The following is a 17,519-nucleotide window of genomic DNA, read 5'->3' as shown; positions in this document are numbered from 1 at the left end:
CTCCCGTCCGTCTGCGCGCAAGCTTCACTCCGCACCATCTGCATGTCCCCGACAATCGACTACCCCTCAAGGGAGCGCGTGTGAGAACGCCCCGCACTGCTCGAAGAGTCGCCCTTCTCGCCTCGGGCACCGCGCTGACCACTTTTCTGGCGGCCTCCCCGGCGGGAGCGGGTACGTCCGCCCTCCCGACGGTGACCGCGAAGAGCGAGTCGGCCCCGCTGTACGACGACGAGGCGGGCGGCGACTCCGACGCCGACGACCCGGCGATCTGGCGCAACCCCGCCGACCCCGGCCGCAGTCTCGTCGTCGCCACCGCCAAGGAGGGCGGGCTGCGCGTCTACGACCTGGACGCCCGCCCGGTGCAGTCGGTGGCCCCGCCGAAGCCGCCGACCGAGGACGACGCCCCCGGCCGCTACAACAACGTCGACCTCGTCACCGGTCTGCGCACCTCGGCGGGCCGCGCCGACGTGGCGGTGGTCAGCGACCGGGGCAACGACCGGCTGCGGATCTACCGCATCGACCCCACCCGCGGGAACGGCCCGCTCACCGACATCACCGACCCGGCCGCCGCCCCCGTCTTCTCCGCAGACCAGGCCGAGATCAACGACCAGCGCACCGCGTACGGCCTCGCCACCTGGACGGACAGGGCCACCGGCCGCGCCTACGCCCTGGTCAGCCGGCGCGAGCGCACCCGTCTCGCCCTGCTCGAACTCCTCCCGGCCGCCCACGGCAAGGTCGGCTACCGCACGATCCGCACCCTCGACCTGCCGTCCTCCTTCCGGCTGCCCGACGGCAGCACCTGGAGCCCCTGCGGCGAACCCGGTGAACTCCCGCAGGTCGAGGGCATGGTCGTCGACCCCGCCACCGGCACCCTCTACGCCGGACAGGAGGACATCGGCATCTGGCGGCTGCGCGCCGACCTCACCGGCAAGCCGGTCCTGGTCGACCGGACCAAGGAGTACGGCGTCCCCGGCACCTACGACGAGGAGACCGAGGAGTGCGCGCCGGGCGCCGACCCCGGCTACGGCGGGAAGCGGCTCTCGGCCGACGTCGAGGGCCTGACGATCTATCAGGAGCGGGACGGGGACGGCTACTTGCTGGCCTCCAGCCAGGGCGACAACACCTTCGCCCTGTACGACCGCGAGGTCGGCGAGGGCAACGAGTACGAGGGCGGCTTCCGTATCGGCGCCGCCTCGCCGACCCTCGACAGCGTGGAGGAGTGCGACGGCGCCGCAGTCCTCAACGCCCCCCTGGGCCGCCGCTATCCGCGCGGTCTGCTCGTCGTCCAGGACGGCCACGAGACGCCCGAGGTCCCGGACGGCGAGGGCGGCACCCGCACGGGCACCGGCTTCAAGTTCGTCGATCTCGGCGAGCTGGTGGACACCACCGACATGTGAGCGCGGTCCGCCCACCGAGAAGGTCGCCCCTCCGCGCGGTCAGCGCTCGGCCGCGCAGAGGGGATCCTCCTCGACGAGCCCGTTCGCCATCCACTGCTCCACGGCGGCGACATGGACCGTCGCCGCCGACACCGCCAGCGCGGCGTCCCGGGCACGCAGGGCGCGCAGGATCCCCTCGTGCTCGCGGTGCGCGTGCTCCACGGCCCGCTCGGTGCGGGTGCCCCGGACGATCCGGGCCCGCTGGGTGCGGGTGGACAGCACCCGCAGCAGCATCGACAGCACCGGGTTGCCGACCGCCTCCACGATCCGCAGATGGAAGGCGATGTCGTGGCCGACGAACTCCTCCACCGTGGCGGCGGCCCGCGACCGGGCCAGGATCGCGCCCAGCTCGTCCAGTTCACCGGCGGTCAGCAGGGCCGCCGCCGCGCCGGTCGCCTGGGGTTCGAGCAGCCGCCGTACCTGGAGCAGTTGCAGGGCCGTCCGCCCCTGGGAGACGTCCGAGGCGAAGGAGAGCGACTCCAGCAGCAGATGCGGCTCCAGACTGGAGACGTAGGTGCCGTCGCCCTGCCGGGTGACCAGGATGCGCATCGCGGTCAGCGCCCGTACCGCCTCCCGCAGCGAACTGCGGGACAGCCCTCGCTGGGCGGCGAGGTTCTCCTCCTTGGGAAGGCGGTACCCCGGAGCCAGCTCACCGGCCACGATCATCGCCTTGATCTTGTCCATCGCCTCGTCCGTCAGCGCCACGAGGTGCCTCCCTGTGCCCACCGGGGTCCTTCGGCCGCCCGCCCCACCGGGACTACTCCTGCTTCTCGCCCGAGGCGAAGCGGGAGATGACCAGGGCGACGATGATGATCGCGCCGTTGAGGAACTGGTTCCACAGCGGTGGCACACCCGCCAACGTCATCACGTTCACGACGAGTTGGAGCGTCAGCACACCGGTGAGCGCGCCGAACACCGAGCCCTTGCCGCCGTTGAGGCTCACCCCGCCGATGACGGTCGCGGCGAACACCTGGAAGATCCAGCCGCTGCCCTGGGTGGCGGAGATGGACCCGTAGTGCCCGCTGTAGAGGATGCCGGCGAACGCGGCCAGCACACTGCCGAGGATCAGCACCGCCCACACGATCCGGTCCACCCGGACACCGGCCGTGCGGGCCGCCTCCGCGTTGCCGCCGATCGCGTACAGCGCCCGCCCGTGCCGCAGATAGGCCAGCGCGCCGCCGCCGAGGGCGAACAGCACCACACAGATCCAGATCGCGGCCGGCACCCCCAGCCACGACGCCTTGCCCAGGTAGGTGAAGGAGGACGGCAGTTCCACGATGGACTGGCCCTCGGAGAGCGCCACTTGGAGGCCGCGCAGCATGGTCAGCATGCCGAGGGTGACGATGAAGCCGTTGAGCCGCAGCTTCAGGATCAGGAACCCGTTGACGGCCCCGATCACCACGCCCACCAGCAGACACAGCGGTACGGCCGTCCACTCGGGCAGCAGCCCGAGGCCGGTGAACCGGGCGCCGCTGGTCGGCAGCACCAGCCAGACCGCGATGACGGGCGCCACGCCGATCGTGGACTCCAGGGACAGGTCCATCCGGCCGCAGATCAGGATCAGCGCGGTGGCCAGCACCAGCAGGCTCAGCTCGGTGGACTGCTGGGCCACCCCGATGAGGTTGTCGGCGGTGAGGAAGGCCGGCGAGACGATGAACCCGATCAGGCCCAGGACGAGGATCGCCGGGACCAGGGACAGTTCACGGAAGCGACCGAGGCCGAGCCCGCGGCGGGTGTCCCCGGGGGTCTCCCGCGCCACGTTCGTGGCGGGGTCGGTGACATCAGTGGTGGCGGACATGACTACCTTCCGTGCTCTTCGGTGGTGTCGGGGAGGGGGCGGGCGCCGCCGGGGCCGCCCCCGGGGGCGGCGGTGCCGGCTGCCGTGTCGGCGGCTCCGGCGTGGCCGGCCACGCCCTCCATCGCCGCGACCACCTGTTCGTCCTTCCAGCCCCGGTCGAACTCGGCGACCACCCGCCCGTGGAACATCACCACGAGCCGGTCGCACACCTTCAGATCGTCCAGTTCGTCGGAGACGATCAGCGCGGCCTTGCCGCCGTCGGCGATCTGCCGGATCCGGCGCAGCAGGAACCCCTTGGACCTGACGTCCACCCCGTTGGTGGGGCGGATGGCCACCAGCACATGGGGATCGGTGGCCAGGGCACGGGCGACGACGACCTTCTGCTGATTGCCGCCCGACAGCGCCGACACGGGAGTGGAGCCGCCCGGGGTCTTGATGTCGAGGTCCCGGATCATGCGCTGGGCGAAGACCCTGGTCCGGGAGGGCAGCACGGTGCCGTACGGGCCGAGCTGGTCGGTGACGGTGAGCGTCGCGTTCTCCGCCACACTGCGGTTGTTGACCAGGCCCTGGAGGTGCCGGTCCTCCGGGACGAGCCCGACCCCGACCGCGAGCGCCGACGGCACACTGCCGCCGCGCACCCGCCGCCCCCGGACCGCGATCGTGCCCTGCTCGACCCGGTGCAGCCCGGCGACCGTCTCGCCCACCCGCACATTGCCGCTGGCCGCCGCCCCGGCGAGGCCCACCACCTCGCCCGCGCGCACCGACAGCGAGAGGTCCTCGCAGGCGCCGGGCAGCGTGAGGTGGTCGACCGTCAGGAGTGCGGGGGCCTCGGACCGTACCGGGGGCCGGTTCTCCACCGTCTCCGCCGCCGTGACGGTACTCTCCCCGGTCATCGCCTCCACCAGCGCCCGATGGCCGAGCTCGGCGACGGGCACGGTCAGGATGTGGGCCGCGTCGCGGTAGACGGTGACGGTGGTGCAGAGGTCGTACACCTCTTGCAGATGGTGCGAGATGAAGAGGAAGGCGACACCCTGCCGTTGCAGGTCGCGGAGCTTGTCGAAGAGCCGGTTGATGCCCCGGGCGTCGAGCTTCGCGGTCGGCTCGTCGAGGATGATGAAACGCGCGCCGAACGACAGCGCCCGCGCGATCTCCACGAACTGCCGCTGCTCCACGGTGAGTTCCCTCGCCCGCACGTCGGCCTTCACCTCCACGCCGTACCCGGCGAGCAACTCCTCGGCCCGCGCGCGCAGTTGCTTCCAGCGGATGGGGCGCAGCGCGCCGTCGCTCTGCCGGTTCAGGAACAGGTTCTCGGCGACGGTCAGGTCCGGGATGATCGTGGACTTCTGGTAGACGCAGGCGACCCGGGACCGCCAGGCGTCGATGTCCCCGACGGCGGGCGCCGCCTCGCCGGAGAAGCGCAGGGTGCCGGTGTCGGCGTGCCGCAGTCCGGTCAGGATGGACACCAGTGTCGACTTGCCGGCGCCGTTGCGGCCGACCAGCGCGTGCGACTCGCCCGGCGCGATGGTGATCCGGGCGTCGCGCAGCGCGACGGTGGCGCCGAACCTCTTGCTGATGCAGGTGGCCTCGGCCACCGGCGCGTGACTCCCGGCGGGGTGCCCGCCGCCGTTCGCCGCGGCGGTCGCGGTGTCCGCCATGGTGGATACCGTCCTTCGTGGGGTGGTGACGAGGGGGTGCGGGCGGGAGCGGGAGTACGGGCGGAGGGACGGGCCGCGTCCCTCCGCCCGGTCGTCGGCCCTTGCGTAGACCCTGACGCCGGCCCTTGCGCGGGCCCTGACATCGGTCCGGGCGCGGTCAGCCGACGTTGTTGCCCCACAGGGTCTTGTCGTCCACGTTGTCCTTGGTCACCAGCGGCGCCGGGAGCTGGTCCTCCAGGCCGCCCGGGATCTCGATGATCGTGGAGCCATGGTCGGTCTTGCCGGCCTTGAACGTCCTGCCCTCCGCCGCCGCCTCGGCGTAGTACAGCGCGTACTTGGCGTACAGGTCGGCCGGCTGGGAGACCGTGGCGTCGATCTGGCCCTTGCGGATGGCCTCGAACTCCTGCGGGATGCCGTCGTTGGAGATGATCGAGATATGGCCCTTCTCCCCGGCGGGCTTCAGCAGGCCCTTCTGCTCCAGCAGGGCCAGGGTCGGCTGCAGGAAGACGCCGCCGGCCTGCATGTAGATGCCGTTCAGGTCGGGGTGCTGGGCGAGCAGGCTCTGCAGCTTGGCGGAGGCCACATCGCCCTTCCAGTCGGTGGGCAGCTCGAACACCTTGATGTCCGGGAACTTCGTCTTCATGCACTCCGCGAACGCCTCGGAGCGGTCCCGCCCGTTGATCGAGTCCAGCGCGCCCTGCAGTTCGGCGACCTTGCCCTTGCCGCCGAGCTGCTCACCGAGGAACTCGCAGGCCTCGGTGCCGTAGGCCCGGTTGTCGGCGCGTACGACCATGTAGACGTCGCCCTTGTCGGGCCGGGTGTCGACGCTGACCACGGGGATCTTCTTCGACGCGAGCGTGTCGAGGGTGGAGGCGATCGCCCCGGTGTCCTGCGGGGCCATGACGACCGCCTTGGCGCCCGTGTTCTGGAAGACCTGCACGTTGGCGACGAGCTTGGTGATGTCGTTCTGCGAGTTGCTGAGCGGGAGCGCGTTGATGTCCTCGGACTTGATGTCCTTCTTCAGGTACTCGGCGTAGGAGTTCCAGAAGTCCGAGTCGGAGCGCGGCAGATCGATCCCGATGGCGGGCTTGTCACCGCCCGAGCCGGCCGACCCGGAGGAGCTGTCACGGTTGCACGCGGTAAGGAGGGTGAGGGCCGCGAGGGCGCAGGCCGCTGCGGCGGTGGAGCGGGTGCGAGCGAGCTTCATGGCCGGGGTTCTCCTTAGCCAGGACAGGGAGGCCGCCCTCCGGTACAGGCATGCGCGGAGCGTCGGAGGGGAGGGATAGAAGGTCAACCGGTGAACGGGCAGGGGAGTGCGAACGGCCACTACCTCGGTGTGACGGTGGTGCGATTCCTCCGATGTATCTCGGACGTCGAGGACGTTACGACGGCATTGCCGGGGCTGACAAGAGGTCGCTCACCATGAATTCGCCGCCCCGCGCAGAGCCTGGCGTCGATCAAATACATCCGAGGAATACGTTGTCAGGGCGCCGAACTGCCCTTAAAGTCACGGTGCGCCATTCCTCCGATGAATGACCGTCGGCCGTTCGATGGCCGTACGACCCCATGGCAAGGGAGCTGCCCCAGTGAAACTGCTACGCGTCGGCGCCCCGGGAGAGGAGCGGCCCGCCGTCCGTACCGAGGACGGCCGGCTGCTGGATCTGTCCTCCGTGGCCTCCGACATCGACGGCGCCTTCCTCGCCTCCGGGGGCGTGGACCGGGCCCGCGCGGCGGTCGAGGCGGGCGGACTGCCCGAGTTGGACACCGGGGACACCGGGGACACCGGGGACCTACGCGTCGGTGCCCCCGTCGCCCGCCCCGGCAAGGTCGTCTGCGTCGGCCTGAACTACCGCGACCACGCCGCCGAGACCGGCGCCGCGATCCCGCCCCGTCCGGTCGTCTTCATGAAGGACCCGGGCACGGTCGTCGGCCCCTACGACGAGGTGCTGATCCCGCGCGGCTCGGTCAGGACCGACTGGGAGGTCGAGCTGGGCGTCGTCATCGGACGGCGGGCCCGCTACCTGGAGGGACCGGAGGAGGCGGCGGAGGTGATCGCCGGCTATGTGATCAGCCACGACGTCTCCGAACGCGAGTTCCAGCTGGAGTACTCCTCGCAGTGGGATCTCGGCAAGTCCTGTGAGACCTTCAACCCGATGGGCCCCTGGCTGGTCACCGCCGACGAGGCCGGCGACCCCCAGAACCTCGGCCTGCGGCTCGATGTCAACGGCGTCAAGCGCCAGCACGGCCACACCCGCGACATGATCTTCCCGGTCCACGAGATCGTCGCGTACCTCAGCCGGTACATGGTCCTGGAGCCCGGCGACGTGATCAACACCGGTACGCCCGCCGGAGTCGCCCTCGGCCTGCCCGGCACCCCCTACCTCCGCCCCGGTGACACCGTCGAGCTAGAGATCGACGGGCTCGGGAGCCAGCGCCAGACCTTCGGCCAAGCGTGAAAGGCACCCCCTTGAGCACCCCCGTGACTGCACCCCCCGCCCGGATCACCGCGGTCGACACCTACGACATCCGGTTCCCCACCTCGCGGGAGCTGGACGGGTCGGACGCCATGAACCCGGACCCCGACTACTCCGCCGCCTATGTCGTGCTGCGCACCGACGCCGGCGACGGGCACGAGGGCCATGGCTTCACCTTCACCATCGGCCGCGGCAACGACGTCCAGGTCGCCGCCATCGGCGCCCTGCGGCCCCACCTCGTCGGCCGCTCGGTCGAGGAGCTGTGCGCCGACCCCGGCTCGGTCAACCGCGACCTGATCGGCGACAGCCAGCTGCGCTGGCTCGGCCCCGAGAAGGGCGTGATGCACATGGCCATCGGCGCCGTCGTCAACGCCGTCTGGGACCTGGCCGCCAAACGCGCCGGACAGCCACTGTGGCGGCTGCTCGCCCACGCCGAACCCGAGTGGCTGGTCTCCCAGGTCGACTTCCGCTACATCGCCGACGCCCTCACCCCCGACGAGGCCCTGGACCTGCTCCGCCGGGGCCGTACGGGACGCGCCGAGCGCGAGGCCGCCCTGCTGGAACGCGGCTACCCCGGCTACACCACCTCCCCGGGCTGGCTCGGCTACTCCGACGAGAAGCTCACCCGGCTGGCCAAGCAGGCCGTCGCCGACGGCTTCACCCAGATCAAGCTGAAGGTCGGCGCCGACCTCGCCGACGACCTGCGCCGGATGCGCACCGCCCGCGCCGCCGTCGGCGACGGCGTCCGGATCGCCATCGACGCCAACCAGCGCTGGAACATCGGCGAGGCCGTCGAATGGACCCGGGCCCTCGCCGACTTCGACCCGTACTGGATCGAGGAACCCACCAGCCCCGACGACATCCTCGGCCACGCCGCCGTCCGCCGGGGCGTCGCCCCGGTGAAGGTCGCCACCGGCGAACACGTCCAGAACCGCATCGTCTTCAAACAGCTCCTCCAGGCCGAGGCCCTCGATGTCCTGCAGATCGACGCGGCCCGTGTCGGCGGCGTCAACGAGAACCTGGCGATCCTGCTGCTCGCCGCGAAGTTCGACGTCCCCGTCTGCCCGCACGCCGGCGGCGTCGGCCTGTGCGAACTGGTCCAGCATCTGTCGATGTTCGACTACCTGGCACTCTCCGGCACCACCGACGACCGCGTCATCGAGTACGTCGACCACCTCCACGAGCACTTCACCGACCCCGTGGTGATGCGCGAGGGCCACTACGCCGCCCCGCTGACCCCCGGTTTCTCCGCGACCATGCACCCCGCGTCGCTCGCCGAATACCGTTACCCGGACGGCGCCTTCTGGGCCGCCGACCTCGCCGGACGGGAGGAAGTCGCATGACGGAACGCATGACGGAACGCATGACGGATCACCTGGCGGAACTGACAGGTCTCCGCGCGATCGTCACCGGAGGCGCGTCCGGTATCGGGCTCGCCACCGCACGGCTGCTGGCCGCCCGGGGCGCCGCCGTGGCCGTCCTCGACATCGACCCCTCCGGCGCCTCGGCCCCCCTGCTCGGCCTCAAGGCCGATGTCTCCGACGACGCCTCCGTACGGGCCGCCGTCACGGAGGCCGCCCGGCGGCTCGGCGGCCTGGACATCCTCGTCAACAACGCGGGCATCGGCGCCCAGGGCACCGTCGAGGACAACCCCGACCTCCAGTGGCAGCGCGTCCTCGACGTCAACGTCCTCGGCATGGTCCGCACCAGCCGGGCCGCTCTGCCCCATCTGCGCGGCTCCTCCCATGCCGCGATCGTCAACACCTGCTCCATCGCCGCCACCGCCGGTCTGCCGCAGCGCGCCCTGTACTCCGCCAGCAAGGGCGCCGTCCTCTCCCTGACCCTCGCCATGGCCGCCGACCACGTCCGCGAGGGCATCCGCGTCAACTGCGTCAACCCCGGCACCGCCGACACCCCCTGGGTCGGCCGGCTCCTCGACGCCGCCGACGACCCCGAGGCCGAACGCGCCGCCCTCAACGCCCGCCAGCCCATGGGCCGCCTGGTCACCGCCGACGAGGTCGCCGCCGCCATCGTCTACCTGGCGAGCCCCGCCGCCGCCTCCGTCACCGGCACCGCCCTCGCTGTCGACGGCGGGATGCAGGGCCTCCGGCTCCGCCCGGCCGGCTCATGAGGGGCACGACCCTCGGCCGCACCGCCGTCCGCGTCACCGAACTGGCGTACGGCGCCGCCGGCATCGGCAACCTCTTCCGCCCGGTGCCCGACGAGGAGGCCGCCGCCGCGATCGACGCCGCCTGGGACGCCGGGATCCGCACCTTCGACACGGCACCCCACTACGGCCTCGGCCTCTCCGAACGCCGCCTCGGGGCCGCCCTGCGCGACCGCCCCCGGGACACGTACACCGTCTCCACCAAGGTCGGGCGCCTCCTGGTGCCCCACGACGACGCCGACGGCCAGGGCGGTGAGACGGCCGACGACCTCGCCGACGGCTTCGCCGTCCCCGCCACCCACCGCCGCGTCTGGGACTTCAGCGCCGACGGCGTCCGCCGCTCCCTCGAAGCCAGCCTGGACCGCCTCGGCCTCGACCGGGTGGACATCGTCCTCCTCCACGACCCCGACGACCACGCCGAACAGGCCCTCGACGAGGCCTATCCGGCCCTCGAACGGCTGCGCGGCGAAGGTGTCGTCGGAGCGATCGGCGTCGGTATGAACCAGTGCCCCGTACCCACCCGTTTCCTGCGCGAGACCGACATCGACGTGGTGCTGCTGGCCGGCCGCTACACCCTCCTCGAACAGGAGGGCCTGGCCGAACTGCTTCCCGAGGCCGAGGCCCGAGGGCGGAGCGTGCTGATCGGCGGTGTCTTCAACTCCGGGCTGCTGACCGACCCCAGGCCCGGCGCCACCTACGACTACGCCCCCGCGCCGGGCCCCGTGCTCGACCGCGCCCTGCGGCTGAAGGCCGTCACCGAACGCCACGGGGTACCACTGCGCGGCGCGGCCCTGGCCTTCCCCTTCGCGCACCCGGCGGTGGCGTCCGTGCTGACCGGCGCGCGCTCCGCCGAGGAGGTGCGCGACGCGGTCGACCTGCTCGGCCGCCCCCTCCCGGCCGCCCTCTGGGACGAACTGCGCGCGGAGGGGCTGCTGGCCCCGGACACCCCCGTGCCTCTCGAAGAGAAGGAGCCGTCGTGAGGGTCGCCCTGCACACCAAGGTCCGCGCCGACCGAATCGAGGAGTACGAGGCGGCCCACCGCGAGGTCCCCGAGGAACTGACCGCCGCCATCCGTGCCGCCGGGGTGAGCGAGTGGACGATCTGGCGCGGTGGCACCGACCTCTTCCATCTGCTGGAGGTCGAGGACTACCCGGCGATGATCGCCGAGCTGGAGGGGCTGCCGGTCAACATCGCCTGGCAGGCCCGGATGGCCGACCTCCTCGACGTCGTCCACGACTACTCGGCGGAGGGCTCCGACGCCGGCCTGCCCGCGGTGTGGACCCTGTGACCGGCGCGTATGCGGGCCCGGGGATCGTCGACGCCCACCACCACGTCTGGGACCTCTCCGTCCGCGACCAGGACTGGATCACCGGACCCGAACTCGCCCCACTGCGCCGCGACTTCACCCTCCGTGACCTGGAACCGGAGGCGCGCGCCGCCGGTGTCACCGCCACGGTCCTGGTGCAGACGATCACCGTGCCCGAGGAGACCCCCGAGTTCCTGGCGCTGGCCGCCGACAGCGATCTGGTCGCCGGGGTCGTCGGCTGGACCGACCTCACCTCGCCCGCCGTCGCCGAGACCCTCGCCGAACTCCGCGAAGGCCCCGGTGGCGAGCGTCTGGTGGGCATCCGCCACCAGGTGCAGGGCGAACCCGACCCCCGCTGGCTGGTCCGACCGGACGTCCTGCGCGGTCTGTCCGCCGTCGCCGACGCGGGACTCGCCTACGACCTCCTGGTCAAACCCCACCAGCTGCCCGCCGCCGTGGAAGCGGCGGCCCACCTCCCCCAACTCACCTTCTTCCTTGACCACTTGGCGAAGCCACCCATCGCCTCCGGCCAACAGGAGCCATGGGCGGGGGAGCTGCGGCGGCTGGCCGCGCTCCCCAACACCGTCTGCAAGCTCTCCGGCCTGGTCACGGAAGCGGACTGGAAGTCCTGGTCCGTCGCCGACCTCGTCCCGTACGCGGACACCGTGCTGGACGCCTTCGGCCCCGACCGGCTGATGTTCGGCTCCGACTGGCCCGTCTGTCGACTCGCGGCGGACTATGCCCAAGTCCTCGACGCGGCCCGCTCGTTGACGTCCGGGCTGAGCGTGGCGGAACAGCGGGAGGTCTTCGAGGGCACCGCCGTCCGCGCCTACGGCCTGCGGATCTGAGCGGTGGCCGCCAGCTCCTCCGGTGTACGCGGACCGGTCTCCTCGTCGCTCAACAGACCTTGTTTCCGCAGGAGTTGGGCGACGGCGATGCCCCAGGGCAGCCGCAGCCCGGCCTGTTGGAGGAGATCGGTGCGGGCGAGCATCGCGGCCACCGGGCCCGTGCGCGCGCCGGACGGGGTGAGCAGCGCCGCGTCGTCGGCCCAGCGCAGGGCGAGGTCGACGTCATGGGTGGCCATCACCACGGTGGTGCCGGACCGCCGCAGCTCGTCCAGGGTGGCGAGGAGCCGTTCCTGTCCGTCGGGGTCGAGTCCTGCGGTCGGCTCGTCGAGGACCAGCACCCGGGGCCGCATCGCGACCGCGCCGGCGATGGCGGTGCGCTTGCGCTGGCCGTAGGAGAGCAGATGGGTGGGCCGGTCGGCGAGCGCCGCGATACCGAGCGCGCCGAGCGCCTCGTCCACCCGGGCCCGTACCTGCGTGTCGGACAGCCCGAGGTTCAGCGGCCCGAACGACACGTCCTGCGCCACGGACGCCGCGAACAGCTGGTCGTCCGGGTCCTGCACGACCAGCTGCACCGTCGTCCGCAGCCGGGTCAGCCCCTTGCGGTCGTACGTCACCGCCCGCCCCTCGACCGTCAACTCGCCGGTCCGGGGCCGCAGTCCACCGCTGAGCAGCCGCATCAGCGTGGTCTTGCCGCTGCCGTTGCGGCCCAGCAGGGCGAGCGCGCGCCCCTCGGCCACCTCGAAGTCGAGATCACCGAGCACGGGCGGCCCGTCCTCGTAGGCGAAGGACGCGCCCCGCAGGGCGACCAGCACGGGCTCGCTCATGTCAGCGGCCTTTCCATGACGAGTCCAGTACGAGGGTGAGGGCGGCGACGGCCGCGAGCAGGGCGACGCTGGCCGCGGTGAACCGGGCGGAGACCCTGGCCTCGGGCACCAGGACGCGCAGGGTGCCGTCGTACCCGCGCCCGGCGAGCCCGGTCTGCAGCCGGGCCGCCCGGTCGAAGGCCCGGACGAACGCGGTGGCGCCGAGCCCCGCGAGCGAACGCCAGGTCGCGGCCCGGGTGGTGTGCCCCAGCCGGGCCGCCTGCGCCTCCCGGATCCGGCGCACGGAGTCCAGCAGGAGGAAGCTCATGCGGTACGTGACCAGAGCCACGTCCACGACCGGCGCGGGCACCCCGGCCTTCACCAGACGCGGCAGCAGGTCCGACATGGGGGTGGTGAACGCGAACAGCAGGACGCCGAGGGAGGCGGCCGAGGTGCGCAGCAGCAGCTCCCCGGCGCGGACCGGGCCGCCGTCGGCCAGGGTCACGAACCCGTCGGGCCCGCCGACCTGGACGAGCAGCGGCAGCGCGCCGGTCACACAGAAACCCAGCGGCACCCGGTAGGCCCGCCACAGCCGACGGCCGGGCACACCGGCCGGGCCGAGCAGCACCACGAGTGCGGTCAGCAGGACCAGGGCCGCGCCGGGCCAGGGCGGCAGGGAGATCGCCAGCACGGTGAGGCCGAGCCCGAGCACGGCCTTGTCCACGGGATGGCGGCGGCGCCAGCGACTGCTGTGCGCCGCCGCGTCGATCGGCAGCACGCGGGGTCAGACCCGCCCGGCGGGGGACTCCCCGGCACCACCGGACGAGCTGTCGTCACCGGAGGCGACCTTCGAGGCAGGCGCGGCCGTCGCGCCCACCGGGTCCGCCGCAGCCTCCCCGGCGGCTCCCGTGCCCCCGGTCCCGTCCGGCCGGGCCAGTGCCCGCGCCTCGCCCTGGCGGCGGCCCCGGTGGATGCCGAAGTAGTACGCGAGGACACCCGCGCCCAGCGCCGCCTGGAGGGCGAACAGCGCCGACTCGATCTCACCGGACGGCGGCTCGTACAGCGGGGAGAACCAGGGCTCGTAGTCCGGCTGGATCTCCGTGATCGCCGTCTCCGCCTCGGCGTCGGCGCCCGCGAAGGGCTCCTCCTTGTGGTCGCCGAGGCCGAGGGCCAGCGGCAGCACGGCGAGCGCGGCCACGACGAGCAGCAGCAGGACGTTGATCTTCGTGTTCTTGGTCATCGTGTTCCTGCTCATCGGGCCACCGCCTCGATCTCGGTCTCGGAGCGGTCGCGTTTGCCGGTCAGGAGCACGCCGAGCCGGGTCAGTTCACCCTTGCTCGACTGCACCAGCAGACGCATGACCAGCACCGTGAGCAGGCCCTCGCTCACGGCGAGCGGGATCTGGGTGACGGCGAAGATGGAGCCGAACTTGCCGAGCGCGCCCAGGAAACCGCTGCTCGGGTCGGGGAACGCGAGCGCCAGCTGCACGCTGGTGACGCAGTAGGTGACCAGGTCGGCGACGAACGCGCCGAAGAACACCGTGACCATCAGCGGCACGTCGAACCGCCGCAGCAGCCGGTAGATGCCATAGCCCGCCCAGGGCCCGACGATCGCCATCGAGAAGACGTTGGCGCCGAGCGTGGTGAGACCGCCGTGCGCGAGCAGCAGCGCCTGGAAGAGCAGGGTGATGGTGCCCAGGACCGCCATGATCGGTGGCCGGAAAAGGATGGCGCCCAGACCGGTGCCGGTGGGGTGGGAGCAACTCCCGGTGACCGACGGCAGCTTCAGGGCGGACAGGACGAAGGTGAAGGCACCCGAGGCACCGAGCAGCAGTGTGCTCTCGGGGTGCTCCTTGACCTCACGGGTGAGTGCCCTGACTCCGTGGACGACGAATGGCGCGGACGCGACGCCCCAGGCGATCGCGTGCGCCGGAGGAAGGAAACCCTCGGCTATGTGCATGGCTCAGCAGACCCTCTCCAGCACCTCGTGGATGGTTGACGCGCCTTGGCCGGTCTCCTGGCTTACGGGTCCCACCGCCCATGCTCCGCCTTCCCGGGTCCGAAGACCCAGTGGCTGCCCGTGAGGGCCGGAGCCGGACTTCCCGATCACAGTGGCGAGGGCCGCACCGGCATGACACCGGATTTCCCGTTCACCAAGGCGTGGTGACAGTAGTGCCCACATAAGGGCGCTGACAAGCGGAGACGAGGGGCGCGAGGGCGCCGTGGAACAGCTCACAGCACGGCGCACGCCCCACCCCTCCCACGCCTTGCGCGAGCCTGGGCACGCCGACGGCGGATGGCCGGAACCGATCGCACACCTGGCCGCCCTTGGCCCCGGGGCCCGGCCTGCGCTTCAATGCCGCCACCGCCACCGCCACCGCCACCGCCACCGCCACCGCCACCGCCACCGCCACCGCCACCGCCACCGCCACCGCCGGCCCGGCCGCGGTCACCCGGCACCGCCCCGACTCCGGCACCCTGGCCCTCGACGGCGAGCCCGTACGGCACTGGCGGCATCGTGCCCCGCGCCGGCAACGCACCGCGTTCGGCGTCGTCTTCCGGCAGCCCGGACTGTCGGCGGACCCCCGGCTGCGGCTCACCGACCTGATCGCCGAACCCCTCAGGGCCACCGGCCGCCGGGCGGAGGCACCGGCCCGGGTCGCCGAACTGGCGTCCACGGTCGGCCTCCCCCCCCGACCTGCTGACCCGCCGCCCCCACGAGGTCAGCGACGGCCAGCTCCAACGGGCCTGCCTCGCCCGCGCCCTGGTGCCGCGCCCCCGCTGGCTGATCCGCGACGAGATGACCGCCATGCTCGACGCGTCCACGACCGCGCACTGCTCGGGCGCTGGTGCGACCGCACGGTCCACCGGGGGAGCCTCGCCTGACCGAAACGTGGCACGAGCTTTACTGCGACCTTCTTGCAGCTGCGCATGCACTGCACAAGGCTGTGGGGGCTGGACCGGACGCACACCGCACGACGAGTCACGACGAGTGAGGCACCCACCCCATGGCTCCTGTCACCGACACCGCCGCCTCGGCCCCCACCGCCAGGAGCGGTCCCTCCTGGCGTCGGATCCGCGCCTCGCTGACCCGAAAGGAGTGGGCGAGCCTCGGCGGGATGGCCGGATTCATCCTGGCGCTGCATGTCATCGGCTGGTTCACGCTCGTGGTGATCGTCGCCCCCGAGCACTACGGCGTCGGCGGCAAGACCTTCGGCATCGGCATGGGCGTCACCGCCTACACCCTGGGCATGCGGCACGCCTTCGACGCCGACCACATCGCCGCCATCGACAACACCACCCGCAAACTGATGGGTGAGGGGCAGCGCCCGCTGTCGGTCGGTTTCTGGTTCTCCCTCGGCCACTCGTCGATCGTCTTCGCCCTCACCTTCCTCCTCACCCTCGGCGTCAAGGCGCTCGCCGGACCGGTCCGAGACGACGACTCCACCCTGCACGACATCACCGGCTGGCTCGGCACCACCGTCTCCGGGACCTTCCTGTACGTGATCGCGATCATCAACCTGGTGGTCATGGTGGGGATCTGGAAGGTGTTCCGCGAGATGCGCTCGGGCACCTTCGACGAGGCCGCCCTGGAGGAGCGGCTGAACAGCCGCGGCCTCATGAACCGGCTCCTGGGACGGCTGATGAGGTCGATCACCGAGCCCTGGCAGATGTTCCCGCTGGGCCTGCTGTTCGGCCTCGGCTTCGACACGGCGACCGAGGTGGCGCTGCTGGTCCTGGCCGGTTCGGGCGCCGCCTCCGGGCTGCCCTGGTACGCGATCCTGTGCCTGCCGATCCTGTTCGCCACCGGGATGTCGCTGCTGGACACGATCGACGGCTCGTTCATGAACTTCGCCTACGGCTGGGCGTTCTCCGAGCCGGTCCGCAAGGTCTACTACAACCTGACCATCACCGGCCTGTCGGTGGCCGTCGCCCTCCTCATCGGCACGGTCGAACTGCTCGGTCTCGTCGCCGAGAAGGCCCATCTCCACGGCACGTTCTGGGACTGGGTCGCCGGCCTCGACCTCAATGTCATCGGCTATGTCGTCGTCGGCCTGTTCGTCGTCACCTGGGCCGTCGCCCTGCTGGTGTGGCGGTTCGGACGGATCGAGGAGAAGTGGACGACGGGCTGAGACCGACCCCCTCATCGAGCGCGGCCAGCAGACGGGGGACCAGCGGATCCGGGTCGTCCTTCCGCCAGGCGACGGCGACCCGGGTGCGCGGGGTGCCGGGCCCGATCCCGCGGAAGGCGACGCCCTTGAGACGGATACGGCGGATGCTCTCCGGGGCCAGCGACACGCCCAGCCCGGTCTCCACCAGGGCACAGACCGTCTGCCACTCCACGGCGTGCTGCGCCACCCGGGGTGTGAAGCCCGCCGCGACGCACACGCCGGTGATCCGGTCGTACAGCGACGGGCCGACGGCGCGGGGCAGCAGCACGAACGGCTGGTCCGCCAACTGCGCGACACGGACGACGCGTCGCGCCGCGAGCGGGTGCGCGGACGGCAGGACGGCCACGAACGGCTCGGTCAGCACGGTCGAGAATCCGAGTTCCGTGTCGTCGGCGGGCGGTTCGCGCAGCAGCCCGATGTCGATGGTCCCCTCGCGCAGCGCGGCCAGTTGCGGGGTGGTGGTCATCTCCTGGATGTCCAGCTCCACGGCGGGGAACCGTTCCCGGAAGGTGCGCAGCAGGCCGGGCAGCAGGGTCAGGGCGAGGGAGGCGGCGAAGCCGATCCGCAGCCGCCCGGCCCGGCCGCTGCCGGCGTCCCGGGCCGCTGCCAGCCCGTCCGCGAGGCCGCCGAGGGCCTGCCGGGCCGCCGGCAGAAGCTCCCGGCCCGCCGGGGTGAGCGCGACACGTCCCGGCCCCCGGCTGAACAGCGCGAAGCCGACCTTGTCCTCCAGCCGCCGGATCTGCTGGCTCAACGGCGGCTGGGCGATGCCCAGCCGGGCGGCGGCGCGGCCGAAGTGCAGTTCCTCGGCGAGCACGACGAACGCGTGCACCTGCTGAACGGGAAGTTCGGGACGTTCCATAC

General features: G+C 72.0%; 17 protein-coding genes, 1 pseudogene and 1 riboswitch. Of the genes and pseudogenes, 9 read left to right on the top strand and 9 right to left on the bottom strand.

The window, feature by feature from the left end; all coding sequences use genetic code 11:
- Positions 1-80 precede the first annotated feature (80 nt).
- The gene (locus tag F9278_RS02545) at positions 81-1,397 is read left to right on the top strand and encodes a phytase (protein ID WP_152166793.1); all 1,317 of its coding nucleotides are present in this window, start codon (positions 81-83) and stop codon (positions 1,395-1,397) included.
- A 39-nt stretch (positions 1,398-1,436) separates the two neighbouring features.
- Here the strand turns inward: F9278_RS02545 and F9278_RS02540 are convergent, their stop codons facing one another.
- The 4 genes from F9278_RS02540 to F9278_RS02525 form a co-directional block, all read right to left on the bottom strand.
- Complete coding sequence (locus F9278_RS02540) at positions 1,437-2,141, bottom strand: FadR/GntR family transcriptional regulator (RefSeq protein WP_152166792.1); 705 nt, start codon at positions 2,139-2,141, stop codon at positions 1,437-1,439.
- 52 nt (positions 2,142-2,193) lie between these two features.
- Entirely contained in the window at positions 2,194-3,234 is a 1,041-nt protein-coding gene (locus F9278_RS02535; protein WP_152166791.1) for an ABC transporter permease, read from the bottom strand.
- Positions 3,235-3,236: 2 nt separating this feature from the next.
- Entirely contained in the window at positions 3,237-4,889 is a 1,653-nt protein-coding gene (locus tag F9278_RS02530; RefSeq protein WP_226966598.1) for a sugar ABC transporter ATP-binding protein, read from the bottom strand.
- A 157-nt stretch (positions 4,890-5,046) separates the two neighbouring features.
- Positions 5,047-6,096: a sugar ABC transporter substrate-binding protein gene (locus tag F9278_RS02525; protein WP_152166790.1), complete on the bottom strand. Its 1,050-nt coding sequence runs from the start codon at positions 6,094-6,096 to the stop codon at positions 5,047-5,049.
- A gap of 379 nt (positions 6,097-6,475) precedes the next feature.
- On the opposite strand from F9278_RS02525, the gene F9278_RS02520 reads away from it, so the two are divergent.
- From F9278_RS02520 to F9278_RS02495, 6 genes are read left to right on the top strand one after another with little or no spacing between them, the layout of a single operon-like run.
- Positions 6,476-7,345: a fumarylacetoacetate hydrolase family protein gene (locus F9278_RS02520; RefSeq protein WP_152166789.1), complete on the top strand. Its 870-nt coding sequence runs from the start codon at positions 6,476-6,478 to the stop codon at positions 7,343-7,345.
- Between the two features lie 23 nt (positions 7,346-7,368).
- Positions 7,369-8,706 (top strand): L-fuconate dehydratase, encoded by a 1,338-nt coding sequence (locus tag F9278_RS02515; protein ID WP_152166788.1) that lies wholly within the window; start codon positions 7,369-7,371, stop codon positions 8,704-8,706.
- Positions 8,703-9,494, top strand: coding sequence for an SDR family NAD(P)-dependent oxidoreductase (locus F9278_RS02510; protein WP_404818847.1), 792 nt, complete (start codon positions 8,703-8,705; stop codon positions 9,492-9,494). The genes F9278_RS02515 and F9278_RS02510 overlap by 4 nt, the downstream gene beginning before the upstream one ends.
- Positions 9,491-10,510: an aldo/keto reductase gene (locus F9278_RS02505; protein ID WP_152166787.1), complete on the top strand. Its 1,020-nt coding sequence runs from the start codon at positions 9,491-9,493 to the stop codon at positions 10,508-10,510. The genes F9278_RS02510 and F9278_RS02505 overlap by 4 nt, the downstream gene beginning before the upstream one ends.
- Positions 10,507-10,818: an L-rhamnose mutarotase gene (locus F9278_RS02500; protein ID WP_152166786.1), complete on the top strand. Its 312-nt coding sequence runs from the start codon at positions 10,507-10,509 to the stop codon at positions 10,816-10,818. Before F9278_RS02505 ends, F9278_RS02500 begins: the two co-directional genes overlap by 4 nt.
- The gene (locus F9278_RS02495) at positions 10,815-11,684 is read left to right on the top strand and encodes an amidohydrolase family protein (protein ID WP_152166785.1); all 870 of its coding nucleotides are present in this window, start codon (positions 10,815-10,817) and stop codon (positions 11,682-11,684) included. Before F9278_RS02500 ends, F9278_RS02495 begins: the two co-directional genes overlap by 4 nt.
- Here F9278_RS02495 and F9278_RS02490 read toward each other — a convergent pair.
- The 4 genes from F9278_RS02490 to F9278_RS02475 are packed head-to-tail and all read right to left on the bottom strand — an operon-like array spanning position 11,666 to position 14,446.
- A complete protein-coding gene (locus F9278_RS02490) occupies positions 11,666-12,508 on the bottom strand; it encodes an energy-coupling factor ABC transporter ATP-binding protein (RefSeq protein ID WP_152166784.1) in 843 nt (280 codons plus the stop codon). The two genes, F9278_RS02495 and F9278_RS02490, sit on opposite strands and share 19 nt — an antisense overlap.
- Position 12,509: 1 nt before the next feature.
- A complete protein-coding gene (gene cbiQ / locus F9278_RS02485; RefSeq protein ID WP_152166783.1) occupies positions 12,510-13,265 on the bottom strand; it encodes a cobalt ECF transporter T component CbiQ in 756 nt (251 codons plus the stop codon).
- Positions 13,266-13,271: 6 nt separating this feature from the next.
- Complete coding sequence (locus F9278_RS02480; protein WP_152173646.1) at positions 13,272-13,727, bottom strand: energy-coupling factor ABC transporter substrate-binding protein; 456 nt, start codon at positions 13,725-13,727, stop codon at positions 13,272-13,274.
- A gap of 11 nt (positions 13,728-13,738) precedes the next feature.
- Entirely contained in the window at positions 13,739-14,446 is a 708-nt protein-coding gene (locus F9278_RS02475) for an energy-coupling factor ABC transporter permease (RefSeq protein ID WP_152166782.1), read from the bottom strand.
- Between the two features lie 30 nt (positions 14,447-14,476).
- Positions 14,477-14,659: riboswitch (cobalamin riboswitch) on the bottom strand.
- A 155-nt stretch (positions 14,660-14,814) separates the two neighbouring features.
- On the opposite strand from F9278_RS02475, the pseudogene F9278_RS02470 reads away from it, so the two are divergent.
- A pseudogene (locus F9278_RS02470) lies at positions 14,815-15,364 on the top strand (ATP-binding cassette domain-containing protein); the annotation flags it as partial.
- A gap of 208 nt (positions 15,365-15,572) precedes the next feature.
- Positions 15,573-16,619, top strand: a complete 1,047-nt coding sequence (locus F9278_RS02465) for a Nickel transporter NicT (RefSeq protein ID WP_152173645.1) — start codon at positions 15,573-15,575, stop codon at positions 16,617-16,619.
- On the opposite strand, the gene F9278_RS02460 is transcribed toward F9278_RS02465, so the two are convergent.
- Positions 16,552-17,517, bottom strand: a complete 966-nt coding sequence (locus F9278_RS02460) for a LysR family transcriptional regulator (protein WP_152166781.1) — start codon at positions 17,515-17,517, stop codon at positions 16,552-16,554. The two genes, F9278_RS02465 and F9278_RS02460, sit on opposite strands and share 68 nt — an antisense overlap.
- Positions 17,518-17,519: the final 2 nt, after the last annotated feature.

Source organism: Streptomyces phaeolivaceus, from assembly GCF_009184865.1.
GTDB classification, from domain to species: Bacteria; Actinomycetota; Actinomycetes; order Streptomycetales; family Streptomycetaceae; genus Streptomyces; species Streptomyces phaeolivaceus.
The sequence above is the reverse complement of the archived record's forward strand: the minus strand, read 5'-3'. Positions and strand labels throughout refer to the sequence as shown.